General features: G+C 59.9%; 13 protein-coding genes. 12 read left to right on the forward strand and 1 reads right to left on the reverse strand.

Features of this window, described 5'->3' with window-relative positions; genetic code table 11:
• The first annotated feature begins 6 nt into the window (after positions 1-6).
• The 11 genes from EOS_RS05650 to EOS_RS05700 all read left to right on the forward strand — a co-directional run bounded on the left by EOS_RS05650 (position 7) and on the right by EOS_RS05700 (position 11092).
• Positions 7-894 (forward strand): TauD/TfdA dioxygenase family protein, encoded by an 888-nt coding sequence (locus tag EOS_RS05650; RefSeq protein ID WP_160312468.1) that lies wholly within the window; start codon positions 7-9, stop codon positions 892-894.
• Positions 891-1451 carry a DUF2889 domain-containing protein gene (locus EOS_RS05655; RefSeq protein ID WP_047845623.1) on the forward strand — a complete coding sequence of 187 codons (561 nt, stop codon included), beginning with the start codon at positions 891-893 and terminating at the stop codon, positions 1449-1451. The genes EOS_RS05650 and EOS_RS05655 overlap by 4 nt, the downstream gene beginning before the upstream one ends.
• Positions 1448-1987: an amidohydrolase family protein gene (locus EOS_RS05660; protein WP_053063765.1), complete on the forward strand. Its 540-nt coding sequence runs from the start codon at positions 1448-1450 to the stop codon at positions 1985-1987. Before EOS_RS05655 ends, EOS_RS05660 begins: the two co-directional genes overlap by 4 nt.
• Positions 1900-3252, forward strand: coding sequence for a CapA family protein (locus tag EOS_RS05665; protein ID WP_047845624.1), 1353 nt, complete (start codon positions 1900-1902; stop codon positions 3250-3252). The genes EOS_RS05660 and EOS_RS05665 overlap by 88 nt, the downstream gene beginning before the upstream one ends.
• Before the next feature lie 11 nt (positions 3253-3263).
• Complete coding sequence (locus tag EOS_RS05670) at positions 3264-4118, forward strand: amidohydrolase family protein (protein ID WP_047845668.1); 855 nt, start codon at positions 3264-3266, stop codon at positions 4116-4118.
• A 60-nt stretch (positions 4119-4178) separates the two neighbouring features.
• Entirely contained in the window at positions 4179-5663 is a 1485-nt protein-coding gene (locus tag EOS_RS05675) for an MFS transporter (RefSeq protein WP_235442711.1), read from the forward strand.
• A gap of 367 nt (positions 5664-6030) precedes the next feature.
• A complete protein-coding gene (locus EOS_RS05680; RefSeq protein WP_047845625.1) occupies positions 6031-7161 on the forward strand; it encodes a porin in 1131 nt (376 codons plus the stop codon).
• A 232-nt stretch (positions 7162-7393) separates the two neighbouring features.
• The gene (locus EOS_RS05685; protein WP_047845626.1) at positions 7394-8053 is read left to right on the forward strand and encodes a GntR family transcriptional regulator; all 660 of its coding nucleotides are present in this window, start codon (positions 7394-7396) and stop codon (positions 8051-8053) included.
• A gap of 195 nt (positions 8054-8248) precedes the next feature.
• Positions 8249-9139: an amidohydrolase family protein gene (locus tag EOS_RS05690; RefSeq protein ID WP_047845627.1), complete on the forward strand. Its 891-nt coding sequence runs from the start codon at positions 8249-8251 to the stop codon at positions 9137-9139.
• A 19-nt stretch (positions 9140-9158) separates the two neighbouring features.
• Positions 9159-10037, forward strand: a complete 879-nt coding sequence (locus EOS_RS05695) for an SMP-30/gluconolactonase/LRE family protein (RefSeq protein ID WP_047845628.1) — start codon at positions 9159-9161, stop codon at positions 10035-10037.
• Positions 10034-11092, forward strand: a complete 1059-nt coding sequence (locus tag EOS_RS05700; RefSeq protein WP_047845629.1) for a flavin reductase — start codon at positions 10034-10036, stop codon at positions 11090-11092. The genes EOS_RS05695 and EOS_RS05700 overlap by 4 nt, the downstream gene beginning before the upstream one ends.
• A gap of 60 nt (positions 11093-11152) precedes the next feature.
• Here EOS_RS05700 and EOS_RS05705 read toward each other — a convergent pair whose 3' ends face one another.
• Positions 11153-11836, reverse strand: coding sequence for an RraA family protein (locus tag EOS_RS05705; protein WP_047845630.1), 684 nt, complete (start codon positions 11834-11836; stop codon positions 11153-11155).
• 213 nt (positions 11837-12049) lie between these two features.
• Here EOS_RS05705 and EOS_RS05710 point away from each other — a divergent pair, with 213 nt between their 5' ends.
• The gene (locus EOS_RS05710) at positions 12050-14179 is read left to right on the forward strand and encodes an acetate--CoA ligase family protein (protein ID WP_047845631.1); all 2130 of its coding nucleotides are present in this window, start codon (positions 12050-12052) and stop codon (positions 14177-14179) included.
• Positions 14180-14239 lie beyond the last annotated feature (60 nt).

A 14239-nucleotide genomic window follows, 5' to 3' on the forward strand; every position in this document is an offset into this window, starting at 1 on the left:
AAGCAGATGGCACTTAAAGTTAGGCGCTCGAACCCGTCGCTCCGGGCGGAACTGAGCAGTGTGAATCTGCGCAAGAACGTTTTTGTGGACGTTGCGCGCGAGATCTACCCGGCGTGGCTAGATGCGAATGACCTTCCGATCGTGCGAGGACAGAAGCTCGAACCGAAGGAGCGGCTCGCGTTCGCCGGGATTTTCGGGCAGGTGTTGGTGTCGGGCGGCGTGCAGAACGATGCGAAATGCACGTTCATCGAGATGCGCAAGTCGGACGCGTTACCAGAATTCCCGCAGGTCGAGCGGATGTCGAACAATATCGATGCCGAAGGACGTCCGATCGGCAGACAGGAAGCAGGCATGTTCTGGCACAAAGTTCTCGCTACGTCGCCCACGCGGGGTAAGGCGTCGATCTTGCACGCAATCGAAGTTCCGCCGTGCGGCGGCGACACGGTGCTCGCGTCAGTGTATCGCGCGTACGACACGCTCTCGGAGCGGATGAAGGTGTGGCTCGAAGGACTCGAGGTGATGCATACGCTCGCGAAGATCTATGGGCAGCAGATGACGGCTGCCGGCGACGCGAAGGCGAACACTGGCGCGCACGACGTCGTGCGGTTTCACCATGATACCGGATGCAAATCGATCTTCGATCGCGGATTTCCCACAGAGATCGTATGCATGACGGCGGCAGAGAGCGCGGCGATCCCGAATTTTCTGTTCGCGCATTGTGAGCAGCCGCAATTCATCTATCGCGATCAATGGCAGGAAAGCGATCTGCTGATCTGGGACAACCGCTGCACGATCCACCATGCGGTGTCCGACTACAACGGCGTGGGATGGCGCTACGCGCATCGCTGCACCGTGAAGCGGAACAAGGTCCGCAACGAGACGGGCGCGGCATGACGACCGGTCTTCCGCCTGCCAGGTATCCGCGTCGTCTGATGCACACCCGGGTGATCGAGTGTCACGGCTACGAGCGCGATGATGGACTGTGGGACATCGAGGGTCATCTGACTGATTTCAAAACCACCTTCTGGCCCAATCGCGCGGGACTGCGCGACTTGCCAGCGGGTGAAGCGGCGCACGATATGGCGATCCGTTTGACGATCGATCTCGACATGTTGATTCACGATGCCGTCGCGGTGACGAACGCGGGGCCTTTTCCCGAATGCGGCGCGATCACCTCGAAATTCGAGGTGCTGCGCGGCAGGCGAATCACGCGCGACTGGACCAAGACGCTCAAGCCGCTGATCGGCGGCGTTGAGGGGTGCACGCATCAATGGGAGCTTTTGGGGCGCGTCGCAACGGTGGCTTTTCAGGCGACCAACCGTGCACGCCAGAACAAGCCGCGTGATCCGCGGACGCCGCCGCGCGTTCTCGACACCTGTCACATGTACGCATCGTCCAGTCCGGTCGTCTTCAGACGATGGCCACAGTTCTACACGCCGACCACACCATGAGCACACTTGACTTCGTTTGCGAGGAACGGCTGGTGGCGCACCGGTTCACGGGATCGGAACCGCCCGAGACGTCGGCGCCGTTCGGTGCGACAGACTGCCATCACCACATCGTCGATCCGCATTATGCGCGGATCGACGGAAGGCCGGTGCCGTACGCGACGGTTGCCGACTACGAGCTGTTCAAGCGGCGGTTCGGATTGACCCGCAGCATCGTCGCCGCGCCGTCCAGCTATGGCGACGGCAACCGCTGCCTGCTCGAAGCGCTCGACGATTTCGGCAGCGAGATCGCGCGCGGCATAGCGATCGCGCGCGTCGATGTGCAGGACAGCGTGTTGCGCGAGCTGCACGCGCGCGGCTTGCGGGGGCTGCGTTTCTATCCGCGTCTATTTGGCCGTGTGAGGCCGCTCCAGCTTTCGGTCAACGCTTATCACATCAGGAGACTACAACGATGGCATCGAACGTGTGGGATATCGTCCTTGCTGGTGAATGCATGGCATCGCGCCCGTTCTCGCAGTGCGAGGACGCGGAGTTTTTGAAGGTCATCAATCTAATGCGCGATTCGGATCTCACGATGGCGCATCTCGAGATGAATTTCGGTGATCCGGAGGAAATCCAGTATCCGTCGCGCAACGATTGGGTCGCCAGCTTCATGATCGCCGATAGCAATGTCGCCGACGATTTTCAATGGGCCGGCGTCGACATGATGTCGCTCGCGCACAACCACAGTTTCGACTGGGGCTCGGACGGCATCTTCTCGACGATCAAACATTGCAATCGTGTCGGGATCACGCATGCCGGCACGGGACGCGATCTCGAGGAAGCGCGTAAGCCCGCGTACCACGAAACGCGCAAGGGGCGTGCGGCGCTGATTTCTGTGGCCACGGGCAACAAAAACAACGAATGGGCCGGCATGCCGAAAGCCACGATGAAAGGCCGTCCGGGCATGAATCCGCTGCGCGTGCAGCTTAATCATCAGGTAGATTCGGCCGCGGCGGAACAGTTGCGCCGGACCGTCGAAAAGCTGCACATCGGCTATCACCGCTTCGACGCGGTCGATGGCGAGATCCGCTTGCAGTTTCCAGAACTGGCGTCGAACCGCTCAGTCCCGGTGTTCACCGAAGGACCGGATTTTCGCATTACGAGCAAGTGTCACGACAAGGATCTTGAAGCCAATCTGCGCTCGGTGCGCGAGGCCGCCTCGATGGCCGACATGGTGCTCGTCTCGCATCACACGGCAACCGCCGAGGGCGCGCGTGGCGACAGGCCGCCCGCTTACGCGGTGGAGTTCGCGAAGGCCTGCATCGATGCGGGCGCGGACATGTATATCGGTCACGGCTGGCACCGCACGCTGGGCATTGAGATCTATAAAGGCAAGCCGATCTTCTACGGTCTGGGCAACTTCTTTGCGCAGTCGGAATTCAACGATCGCGTACCGGCCGACAGTTACGAATCGTGGGGCCACGATCCTGACCGCATGCCCGAGCACAATCCCGCCGCCGAGCCGCTGCATCCTGGCCTCGTCGACACGTTGTGGTGGGGAACGGTGCTGTTCCGCGTGAAAATGGAAGGTCACAAAGTCACGCAGATCCAGCTCTATCCGGTCAATCTCGGCCGCAATCCCGCAGTGAAGGGAGAGATCACTCGGTCGGTCGGTTCGGGCAGTCACGCGAAGACCGACGGCCGCCCGTATATGGCCGATCCGGAAGCGGGCGCGGTGATCCTGAACCGCATGAAAACGCTGTCCGAAGTGCTGGGCACGCGGCTCTCGATCGAAGGCAACGTCGGCATCATTAATCTGTGAAGGACGCGACCATGCATCGGCTGACCCCTCCCCCTGACCTGAATACGTCGACTCCGAGTCTGAAGCTGCCGGCGGGATCCGTCGACAGCCACTTGCATATGTTCGGTCCAGTCGATCGCTATCCGTTCGCCGAGAACGCGCCGTATGTTTCGGGGAACGCGACCGCGGAAATGTACTTCCGTATGCAGGATACACTTGGCCTCGCGCGCGCGGTCCTGGTGAGCGGCGGCGGCTACGGTGAGACCTACGAGCATCTCGCCGACACGCTGGCCGCGTATCCGGATCGGCTGCGCGGCGTCGTCAGATTACCGGCATCTGTCACCGACGGCGAACTCGCGAAATTGAACGCACTCGGTGTGCGCGGCGCGCGCTTCTTCTCCCGCAATATCAATGAATTGGCGCCAGCGCTGATCGACCGGCTCACGTCGCTCGGCTGGAACATCCAGTTCTATCCGCAGCCCGACGGGTTGATCGAGCACGCGGATCGGTTGATCGCAACTCATGCGACCGTCGTGCTCGATCACTTTGCGCACAATCCGGCGTCGGCGGGCGTGAACTCGGCGGCGAACCGAAAGCTGTTTGAGTTGCTCGATACCGGGCGGTTCTGGGTCAAGATTTCCGGGCCGATGCGGATCACGATGGAAGAGCCGCCGTATCCTAGCGTTGTGCCCATCGCTCGCGCGCTCGTCAAGCATGCGCCGGAGCGATTGGTGTGGGGAAGCGACTGGCCGCACACGAACATGTGGGATCGCACGATGCCCAACGATGCGGTGCTGGTCGATACGCTCGCGCAGTGGATCGACGACGATGCGACCCTCAAGCGGATTATGGTCGAAAATCCGTCCGTTCTGTACGGATTTCCCTGAGCTTCGATCAGGACGCGCTCGTCGGCAGAAGATAACGATAAGGGATAGGAGGCAGCAATCATGTTGGACGGATCCAGGTCGTCGCGTGCGTTGCGCGGCGAGTATCTTAATCACGCCGTCGGCGCGATGAATAGCAGGACGACGACGCTTGCGATCGACGCCGCACACCTAGCGGCTCGCCTCGACCGCCTGCCGTCCAGCATGCCGATCTGGAAGATCGTCCTAATTCTCGCACTCGGCTCGTTCTTCGAGTTCTACGATAACTCGGGGATCCCGTATGTTGCGCCCGGTATGATCAAGGAGGGGCTGTTCAAGCCGGAGTCGCTTGGACCACTCAGTGCGTTGCACGCCATCTCCGTGTCGGGCTTCGGCACCTTCGTCTTCGCTAGCCTGATCGGATTATGGGCCGGCACGCTGTTCTTGAGTCCGCTCGCTGATCGAATAGGCCGGAAGAAGGCGTTCACATTCGCGCTGATGATGTATGGCGGATGTTCGGCGGTGATGGTGTTTCAGACGACAGGCTTTGGCATCAACATCTGGCGGTTTCTGACCGGCGTCGGGCTTGGCGTACAGTTCTCGACGATAGACGCTTACCTCACTGAGCTAACTCCAGTGCACGTGCGCGGCAAGGCGTTCTCGTTGCAGCAGGCGTTCAGCTACTGCTCGTCGCCGCTCGCCGCGCTGCTCTGCTGGATCATGGTGCTGTTGTCGCCATTGGGTCTGGACGGTTGGCGCTGGGTCGTGCTTATCGGCGCGGCGGGATCGGTGTTCGCGCTCAGCATGCGCAACGGATTGCCGGAGAGCCCGCGCTGGCTCGCGAGAAAAGGCCGCATCAAGGAAGCCGAGGCGGTCATCGCCGAACTCGAAGCGAAGGTTGAGGCGGCCGTCGCCGCGCCGCTAAAACGGCCCGCGCCAGCCGTGGCCGAAGATCTCACCGAAGGCTCGTTCAAGGATATCTTCGCGGTCGGACATCTCGGACGGACGATCATGCTGTCGGTCGCGCAGTTCTCGAACGGCTTCGGCTTCTACGCGTTCGGCGCATGGATCCCAATGCTGCTTTCCGCGCGCGGCGTGAATTTTGAGCACAGTCTGCAGTACGGATTCGTGATTACGCTGTCTTATCCGATCGGTGCATGCGTTGTGTCGACTTTCGCGGACAAAATCGAGCGCAAGTGGCTCGTCATCTTGTCGTGCCTCGTTATGGGACTCGCGATGATTGCATTTTCGCAGGCTTCGGCGCCGCTCGCGCTGATCGCATCGGGTGTGCTGTTCACGCTAGGTTCGAGTTGTCAGTCGATCGCGTATCACAGCTACGGGCCCGAGCTTTTCCCCACGCACGTTCGCGCTCGCGCGGTCGGATTCACGTTCTCGTGGAACCGAGTTTCCTCGGCCTTCGCCGGTCTGCTGATCGGCATTCTGCTGCATGCCGGCGACGTTTCGCTGGTCGCCGCATTCACAGCGAGTTCGATGCTGCTGCAAGTCTTCGTCGTGGGCATCTTCGGCCCGAAGACGACCGGCAAGTCGCTGGAAGAGATTAACCCCTGACTGCGCGCAGCCCGCTGATCGCGCGCGCTTGGGTGCGGGCTTGGGCGCGTCTGCACGCGTGCGTCTGCCTTGCGCGCTCACCGCAGTTTCGCTTGTTTTTCTCGGGTCTGAAGCGCGCGCCATGTATTGCACGCTCCGGTCGCGTGCGAGCGGTAGATAGACGCGATTGAATCGTACGCCCCAGTCTGTAGATAATCAGAAATCTCGTATCACCTCGTTGCGAAAGGTTCGAAAACAAACTACAAAGTTGCCGGTACTATCGGTTAACAATAAAGATACCGAAACGTTAATAATATTTTTGGAGGATCAACTCGGCGAATTCGATCGGTACAACATTCAACACATAATTACGGAGACTGACTTGCATATGAAAACGACGACACGCCGGACCATGCGTCTCGGCCTCGCATCGACTGCGATGGCGTTGAGCACTCAGTACTGCTTCGCGCAGAGCAGCAGCGTCACACTGTACGGGATCGCGGATGCCGGCCTGGAATACGTGAACAACACTCCGACGGGCGGTTCGCGCCTGAGCGAAGCGTCGGGCAATCTGTCCGGATCACGGTGGGGATTGCGCGGCATCGAGGATCTCGGTGGCGGTCTGAAGGCTATCTTCAATCTTGAATCCGGCTTCAGCATAAGCGACGGGACGTCCGCGCAATCGACCAGAGGCCTCGGCACGAACGCCACGACGACGAGCCGCCTGTTCGGCCGTCAGGCGTGGGTCGGTTTGAGCTCTGCGAAACAGCAACTTCGGCTGGGCCGGCAGTTGTCGATCGTGTCCGACATCGCCGCGACTTTTGATCCGATGGGCACGAGCGCGCGCTATTCGTCGCTGAGCCTTGATTATGCGATGTCATCGCGGATCGACAATTCGATCAAATACATCGGCGCATTCGGGCCATTGACGCTGTCGGCGATGTACTCCACGCGCTATGACACTGGATACGGTGCAGAGGTGCCAGGCGCACAGATCACGGGCCGTTACTACGGCGGATCGGCGGTTTATACAATAGATGGGTTGTCGTTGACCGCCGCGTTCGATCAACGCAATGGGAATACTTTGACGACCAACACGTCGAGCGAGCAGCGGTTCTATGTCGCGGGCATGTATCAAATCGGTCCGGCGACCGCGTATCTCGGGTACCGGCTGTTGCGCGTCGGAAATGCGTTTCTACCGACCAATCCGGTCGTACCGTCCACGGTGGGCGACGTGACCGGCGCGGGGATGTATCAGGCGGGCATGACCTATCAGATCACGTCGGCGTTGCAGATCACCGGCGTCGCCTATTACAACGACGTTCACGGCAGCAGCAACGATTCGTTGCTCGGCGTGCTCTCGGCCGACTATTCGCTGTCCAAGCGCACCGATCTCTACGCGACGGCCGCCTACACGCACAACAAGGGAAGGGCGACGCTCGGCGTGAACGGCTACGCGACGGCCGCAGCTGGATACGATCAGACGGGGATCAACGTCGGCATCCGCCATCGCTTCTGAGGCAGACGTGAACAATATGGAGCTTACTGTCGGTAAGCTCAGTTCGAGCGGTTCAGAACGCCCGGACCGCCGTATCGTCCGGGACGCGACAGTGCGATATCGCTTTCCGTGGCTGTATGTTGACGCGCGTTAGCAATAACGCTTGCCGTTGAGGGTTGCTATGGTCAACAAAGGTGTAAACTAACGGATCGTGATTACGTGGAGCGCGCGCCTAGTTTGCGCGGAGAAATGGATGAACAAGCCCGAGAAAAAAATCGACGAATACAAGTCGTTGCGGGAGATGATTGTGAATGGGCAAATTCTGCCGAACGAGCGTATCGTCGAAGCGGACTATGCGGAGCAGTTCAATACGAATCGGGCCAACGTGCGCCGAGCGTTGTCGCGTCTCGAGCAGGAGGGTCTGGTCGTCAGCACGCCGTTTCGCGGCGCGCGGGTGCGGCTGATCAGTCCCGAGGAAGCGGTGGAAATCTTCGAAGTGCGGGGCGCTGTGGAGGTGCTGCTGGTCAAAGCCGCTGCCGAGAAAGTCACCGACGCTGACAAGACGACGCTGCGCAACCTGCTGACGCGCATCCGTGCGGCGGCCAAGGCGAAAGATCCGATGTCGGTCGGCTCTGTCGGCAGGCGGCTGCGTGAAGAGCTCTGGAGGATCTCGGGGCACGATACCGGCATACGCGTGCTGTCGACGCTCAACTCGCAACTCGTGCGCATCTGGTTCCAGTCGGTGATGATGCCGGGACGCGCCGAAGCGATCGTCACCGATATGGAAGACATCGTCGAGGCGGTTTGTGCGGGGTCGGCGACGAGAGCCATGAAGGCGATGCAGAAATATCACGATGGTGCCGTGCAGGCCCTGAAAAAAGCGCTGCGCCATCGAGTTGCCGAGATCGGATAAGAGCGCGCCGGAGTGCCGTCATTTCTTGTAGTTAACCTTAGATAGCCCGCCTACGCGGGTTTTTTTCGTCTTTCGTTTTGAAGATGCTACGACACGGAAGAATCCGCGTCCGGCATCATTCATCGGCTAGTTGCATCGGTTATCAATATAGTTAACAATATGGATAGAAAAACTGAAGACGCGTAAGGAGGAGACATGAGTCAGGAAGGGATCGACGAGAGTCGGCAAAGACGTGTCGAAGTCCCGTTTTCCGCAGGCACCGCGCCGCCTCATCTGGTCATGCCGCCGGACGCGACCGACTGCCACCACCATATTTTCGATCCGAGATTTCCGCGCGCGCTAGGCCGCACCGGCATCTGGGCGACCGTAGACGATTACCGCAAGCTTAAGCAGCGACTCGGCTTCATGCGTTCGGTCGTGGTCGCTCCTGCCAGCTACGGCTTCGATAACACCGCACTGCTCGATGCGCTCGCGCAGCTGAAACAAGAAGCACGAGGCGTCGTCGTCGCGCGTGCGGAAGTCGATGACGCGCAGCTGGAACTCTGGCACGCGGCCGGGGTGCGCGGCATTCGCGTGTACCTTGAAGGTCCGCTCAAGTTGGCGCCCGCAGAGATGACCGAACTCGCGCACAAAATCGCACCGCTCGGATGGCATCTCCAGTTGCTCGCCGATCGCAACAGCGGTCTGCTCGAGGCGAACGAGGGGGTGTGGCGCACACTGCCGTGTCCGCTCGTGCTTGACCACCTCGCCCACGTGCCGCAACCGGAAGGCGTGCGTCACGCGCGCATGTCGACGCTTAAAAGACTTCTTGACGGCGGCCGCACGTGGGTGAAGTTGTCCGGCGTGTACATCACCTCCCATGAAGGTCCGCCCCACTACAACGATGTTAACGAGGTCGCGCGTGCGTTAGTCGAAGCCGCGCCGGATCGCGTGCTATGGGGAACCGATTGGCCGCATACGCTCGCCAAGGAGGTGAAACCCGATGGCGCATGGCTCGCCGATCAGTTGAGCAGCTGGGTCTCGACTGCCGAACAGATCAAATGCATTCTCGTCGACAACCCCACGCGCCTGTACTGGACGCGCTAGATTTTGAGGGAAAGATAATATGAGCGCGGTTGAAATTCTCGAGTCGTCGCAGCCGCCGCAGCGCGTCGCGACTGGATATACTTTCGCTGAGGGACCGCTTTGGGATCCCAGCGGACACTTCTATTTTGCCGATGTGCGCGATGACAAGCTCTATCGACTCACGCCCGGTAAAGACGCCAAGTTTGTGCGCAAGACGACCAACGGCAATGGCACAACGTTCGATCTGAACGGTAACATCGTACAATGCGAAGGACTTGGCCGTCGCCTGACGCGATGGAATCCGCGAACCGATGAAGCCGAAATCATCGTGGACAATGTCGAGGGCAGGAAACTGAATCGCCCAAACGACGTCATCTGCCGCTCGGACGGCAGCCTGCTTTTCACCGATCCCGACAAGCGCGTCGACATCAAGGATCGCGAACTCGACGCGGCAATCTGGCGCGTCGCGCCCGATGGATTAGTACATCTCGTTGTGAACTGCGAGTACCCGAACGGACTCGCGTTTTCGGAAGACGAGCGTAAGCTGTACGTGGCGAATACACGCTTCCTAAAGTACCTCCACGAAATCAGCTTCGATTCGCACGGCAACGTGATCGGTCGCAGAATCATCGGCGACATGACATTCGACACGGCGCAGGGTGCGCCCGACGGCGTCAAGGTGGATGCGCTGGGACGCATCTATTGCACTGGCCCCAGCGGCATCTGGGTTTATACGCCCGCCGGCGAAAAAATCGGATTGATCCCCTGCACGGAAACGCCGGTCAACTTCACGTTTGGTGGCGATGATCTGAAGACCCTCTACATCTGCGCTCACAGTTCCGTGTACACGTTGCGCGTCAAGGTCCCCGGTTTGCCGAGCGCCTGGCACAAGGCGTATCTGAAGGGAGCGCAGCAATGAGCAACTTCGATCAGCGTGAACTGCGCAATGTACTCGGCACCTTTCTCACGGGCGTGACCGTCGTCACGACTGTCGACGGCGAGGGACGTCAGTACGGCGTCACCGCAAATTCGTTTAGCTCTGTGTCGATGGATCCGCCGCTGGTGCTGTGGAGCCAGTCGACGCGCTCGACAAGTTTTCCCGCGTTCAAGGACAGCGAGCGCTTCGTCGTGAACATCCTCGCGTCGCATCAGATCGACATTTCGAACCGTTTCGCGAAGACCAGCGACGAGAAGTTCGCCGGCGTCGCAATCAGCCACGGGCTCGCAGACGTGCCGATCATCAAGGGTTGCGCTGCTTGGCTGGAATGCAAGAAGCTCGAGATGTTTCCTGGTGGAGATCATGTCGTCTATATTGGGCAGGTCGAGAAATTTGAACGGACCGCGCGCAAGCCGCTCGCGTTCGGCGCGGGCAAATATATGGTCGCGTATGCGCACGATCTCGGCCAGGTGTCGTTGGAGCTCGCCAATGCGAACGTCGCGCACATCGATTCGGTGAAAGTCGCGTGCGCCGCGCTTCCCGAGATCGCGCTGGAGCTCGAACACACTGTGTCGCTCGCCGTCTGGGCCAACAAGGGCCCGACGATCATCCGCTGGGAGCCATCGGAGAATCCCGTGAGTACAAATCTGCGCACGGGCGTGGTCCTCACCACGACGCAATCGGCGACGGGCCTAATGTTTGCGGCGTTCCTACCGTCCGGTCTCGCGGACGCAATCCTCGACAGCGAATTGCAGGAAGGTTTGACCGAGCGCGCTCGGTTCGAGACGGCACTGGCCGAAACACGGGGACGCGGCTTGGCGCGCGCGCTGTCGAAGCCGTCGCCGATGCATCAAATCGATATCAACGCGTTTTCTGCGCCGGTCTTCGATGCGTCTGGCGCGATCGCGTTCGTGCTGACGGTGTCCGGCCGTTCAGACGACATCGATCCGGAATGGGACAGCCCGGTTCCCGCCGCTTTGCGCGCCGCGGCGATGCAACTGTCCAATCAGCTCGGATGCAAACACCCTGCCAATTGAGCACGGCAGAGCAGATGCAGGCGCAAGCGGCGATGACGTAGTGTCATCGCCGCCGCAGCTTCAGGCCTCGAAGCGGCAGCCTTGCTCCGCCAGCAGCATGGTCAGCTTCGCGCAATCGGCTTGCTGATCGCTTAGCCCGATCGCGTCGAAGCTTGACGATTCCTGCGCATGTTTCGCGCGCGCGGCCTCGTAGATCTTTTCAATCTGATCGAACGGAACACACAGTAGCCCGTCGTCGTCGCCGATCACCAAGTCGCCGGGTTCAATCACCATGCCGTCGATCGCCACTGGCACGTTGATCTCGCCCGGTCCGGTTTTGTACGGACCGCGGTGACTGATGCCCGCGGCAAAGACAGGCAAAGTATTCCGCTTCACCCATTCTAGATCCCGGATCGCGCCATTGATCACCCATCCCGCGAAACCGCGTCGCTGCGCATTCACCATCATACGTTCGCCGATGATCGAATTGGTCAGATCGCCGGCTGCATCGACGACGATCACGTCGCCGGGCTGGGCCATCGTCAACGCCATATGCGCCATCAGGTTGTCGCCGGGCCGCGTCTTGACGGTCAACGCGATGCCGCAGAGCACGCCAGACGCGTGGTAGGGACGCAAACGCGGTCCGCCAGCCGTCAGACGATGCATGACGTCGCTAATATTCGCGACCGGGAGCGCCTTGAATTTCTCGATCCATTCGATGCTCGCCGCTCGTTTGCGGCGCAGAACTTGGAAACCAATCGACATAAACATCTCCTGATGTAAGTTGGATTCGTTCTCGATGATGGACCACAGATTGACATGAAGTCAACTATATTGTTAACTATTATGTTAACTTAAAAACGCGTGACTTCGAGAATTTATCCGGCTAGCATTGTTAACGATAAAGATACATAACAGATAACTATAATGACAATGTATGGGCGCGCTATCCCGCAACTTTCCAGGGCGTTTCTGACTATGAATGATTTGGCAGACTATTCGCAGACATCGATTCACGCGATGCTGCATCCGCGCTCGATCGCTCTGATTGGCGCGACACCGCGCATGCATTACGGTGGAAAGTTTCTGAAGCGCCTTCTCGCGTACAGGGATCGCGTCGAGGTCTATCCGATCAATCCGAAGTACAACGAGATCATGGATCAACCGTGCCAACCCAGCATCACGTCGCTGGCGCAGGCGCCGGATCTCGCCGTCATCATCGTTCCTTGGCACGCGGTGCTGCAGACGATGCAGGAATGCAGCGAAAAAGGCGTCAAGGCCGGCATAGTGATTTCCGCGGGTTTTTCCGAGCGCGGCACCGACGAGCGCCGGGGCCTTCAAAAAGAAATTGGCCGATTTGCGCGCGCTTCGGGGTTTCGCATTACTGGTCCTAATTGTCTAGGTCTCGCGAATATTCACGACGATCTGTGGCTGACCTCGTCAAGTCGCGTATTAACGGGCAGCGCGGGACCTATCGGGCTCATCTGTCAGAGCGGCGCGACGCTGTTCGGCCCACTGCTGGCGAGAGCAGCCGACAACGGCATTGGTCTCAGCTATGCGATTTCGACTGGCAACGAAGCGGACCTCGAGTTTGCCGACTTCGCCCGATATCTGCTCGACGATCCTGGAACGAAGGTCATCGCGGGCTTCATCGAGGGCTTCAAGGATGCCAATAAGTTTGTGCAGGTCGCAAAGCTGGCTGCCGAGCGGGGCAAGCCGCTCGTCATAATTAAGATCGGCAGATCGGAGCAGGGCGCGCGCGCGGCCGGCTCGCACACCGCTGCGCTGACGGGCTCCGACGCACTGTACGACGCGGTGTGCAAGCAGTACGGCGTAATCCGCGTGACGAACTACGACGAGTTGCTGGACATCTCGCAGGTCCTTGCGCATTTCAAATTGCAACGTCGTGATGGTGTTGCCGTGGTCTCGCATTCCGGCGGGGTGAGCTCGTTAACCGCGGACATGCTTGGCAACGATGGCATCACGTTGCCCGCGCTATCGCCGAACGCAGAATCAACGATTAACGCAATTCTCAACGGCTTCGGCGCCGCTTCGAATCCCGCAGACATCACTGGCAAAGCCAATAGCGAAGAGTTTCCCGCGATCATTGGCGCACTCGCCGACGAGGAGGAAATCGGCACACTGGTCGTCGCGAGCGCCGGAGGGGACCGGCATGCGGAACAACTGATTGCGCTGCGTGATACGACCGACAAAAACGTTGCGTATTTGTGGACGGGGAGCCGCGCACAGGAAACTGGTCTACCGAAACTGAAGGCCGCCGGCATTCCGATCATGAGCAACCCGGACGGTCTTGCAAAGGCGCTGCGCGCCGCGTTCGACTATCACGCGTGGCGCGAACAGCGCGTCGCGTCGCAAGCGGCGAGCAAATCGTCAGCGTCTGAGTGCCTCGACCCCTTTGTGCGGCAAGGACGCACGACGCTCACCGAATCCGAAGGCAAGCAGTTGCTGCGGGAATGGGGGATTGCGTCGCCGCGCGAGCGTCTCGTATCGAGCGCGTCCGAGGCGGCAGCGGCGGCACAGGAAATCGGCTTTCCGGTCGTCATGAAGATTGATTCGCCCGACATCCAGCACAAGACGGAAGCGGGCGGTGTGAAGCTCGATGTGCGCGATGCGCAGAGCTCCCAGTCAGCCTTCGATGAAATCACCTCAAGTGCGATGCGATACGCGCCGGATGCGCGAATCAACGGCGTCGTGGTGCAGGAAATGGTGTCGGGGGGAGTCGAGATGATTGTCGGCATAACCTATGACGCGCAGCTGGGCGCGACGTTGCTGGTCGGGTCCGGTGGGGTGATGGTGGAAGTGTTCAAGGACGTCGCTCTACGACAGTGTCCGGTGTCGCGCCATGAAGCGATGCGCATGATCGACGACCTGAAGGGCAGCGTGCTGTTGCGCGGATTTCGCGGTTCGCCGCCCGCCGACACCGACGCGCTCGCCGATGCTCTCGTCGAGATTTCGCAGGTCGCGATGCAGTGCAATGGAAAGCTCGCTGAGATGGACATCAATCCCCTTTTGGTGCTGCCCGCAGGCGAAGGCGTTCGCGCGCTCGACGCGTTAATCACATTGTGCAGTGCTGGGAATTTAATTTGAAACAACACTGAATTAATAGCAAACGGGGCCGGTTAAGGTCACCGCTCATGGCGTGGAGGA

The organism is Caballeronia mineralivorans PML1(12) (assembly GCF_001028175.1).
Taxonomy (GTDB): Bacteria; Pseudomonadota; Gammaproteobacteria; order Burkholderiales; family Burkholderiaceae; genus Caballeronia; species Caballeronia mineralivorans.

Bases quoted from the DNA above. Each gene is read 5' to 3' on its own strand.
- EOS_RS05690 (WP_047845627.1), top strand. From the start codon at position 8,249: ATGAGTCAGGAAGGGATCGACGAGAGTCGGCAAAGACGTGTCGAAGTC.
- EOS_RS05660 (WP_053063765.1), top strand. From the start codon at position 1,448: ATGAGCACACTTGACTTCGTTTGCGAGGAACGGCTGGTGGCGCACCGG.
- EOS_RS05705 (WP_047845630.1), bottom strand. From the start codon at position 11,836: ATGTCGATTGGTTTCCAAGTTCTGCGCCGCAAACGAGCGGCGAGCATC.
- EOS_RS05695 (WP_047845628.1), top strand. From the start codon at position 9,159: ATGAGCGCGGTTGAAATTCTCGAGTCGTCGCAGCCGCCGCAGCGCGTC.
- EOS_RS05655 (WP_047845623.1), top strand. From the start codon at position 891: ATGACGACCGGTCTTCCGCCTGCCAGGTATCCGCGTCGTCTGATGCAC.
- EOS_RS05700 (WP_047845629.1), top strand. From the start codon at position 10,034: ATGAGCAACTTCGATCAGCGTGAACTGCGCAATGTACTCGGCACCTTT.
- EOS_RS05685 (WP_047845626.1), top strand. From the start codon at position 7,394: ATGAACAAGCCCGAGAAAAAAATCGACGAATACAAGTCGTTGCGGGAG.
- EOS_RS05675 (WP_235442711.1), top strand. From the start codon at position 4,179: ATGTTGGACGGATCCAGGTCGTCGCGTGCGTTGCGCGGCGAGTATCTT.
- EOS_RS05670 (WP_047845668.1), top strand. From the start codon at position 3,264: ATGCATCGGCTGACCCCTCCCCCTGACCTGAATACGTCGACTCCGAGT.
- EOS_RS05710 (WP_047845631.1), top strand. From the start codon at position 12,050: ATGAATGATTTGGCAGACTATTCGCAGACATCGATTCACGCGATGCTG.
- EOS_RS05650 (WP_160312468.1), top strand. From the start codon at position 7: ATGGCACTTAAAGTTAGGCGCTCGAACCCGTCGCTCCGGGCGGAACTG.
- EOS_RS05665 (WP_047845624.1), top strand. From the start codon at position 1,900: ATGGCATCGAACGTGTGGGATATCGTCCTTGCTGGTGAATGCATGGCA.
- EOS_RS05680 (WP_047845625.1), top strand. From the start codon at position 6,031: ATGAAAACGACGACACGCCGGACCATGCGTCTCGGCCTCGCATCGACT.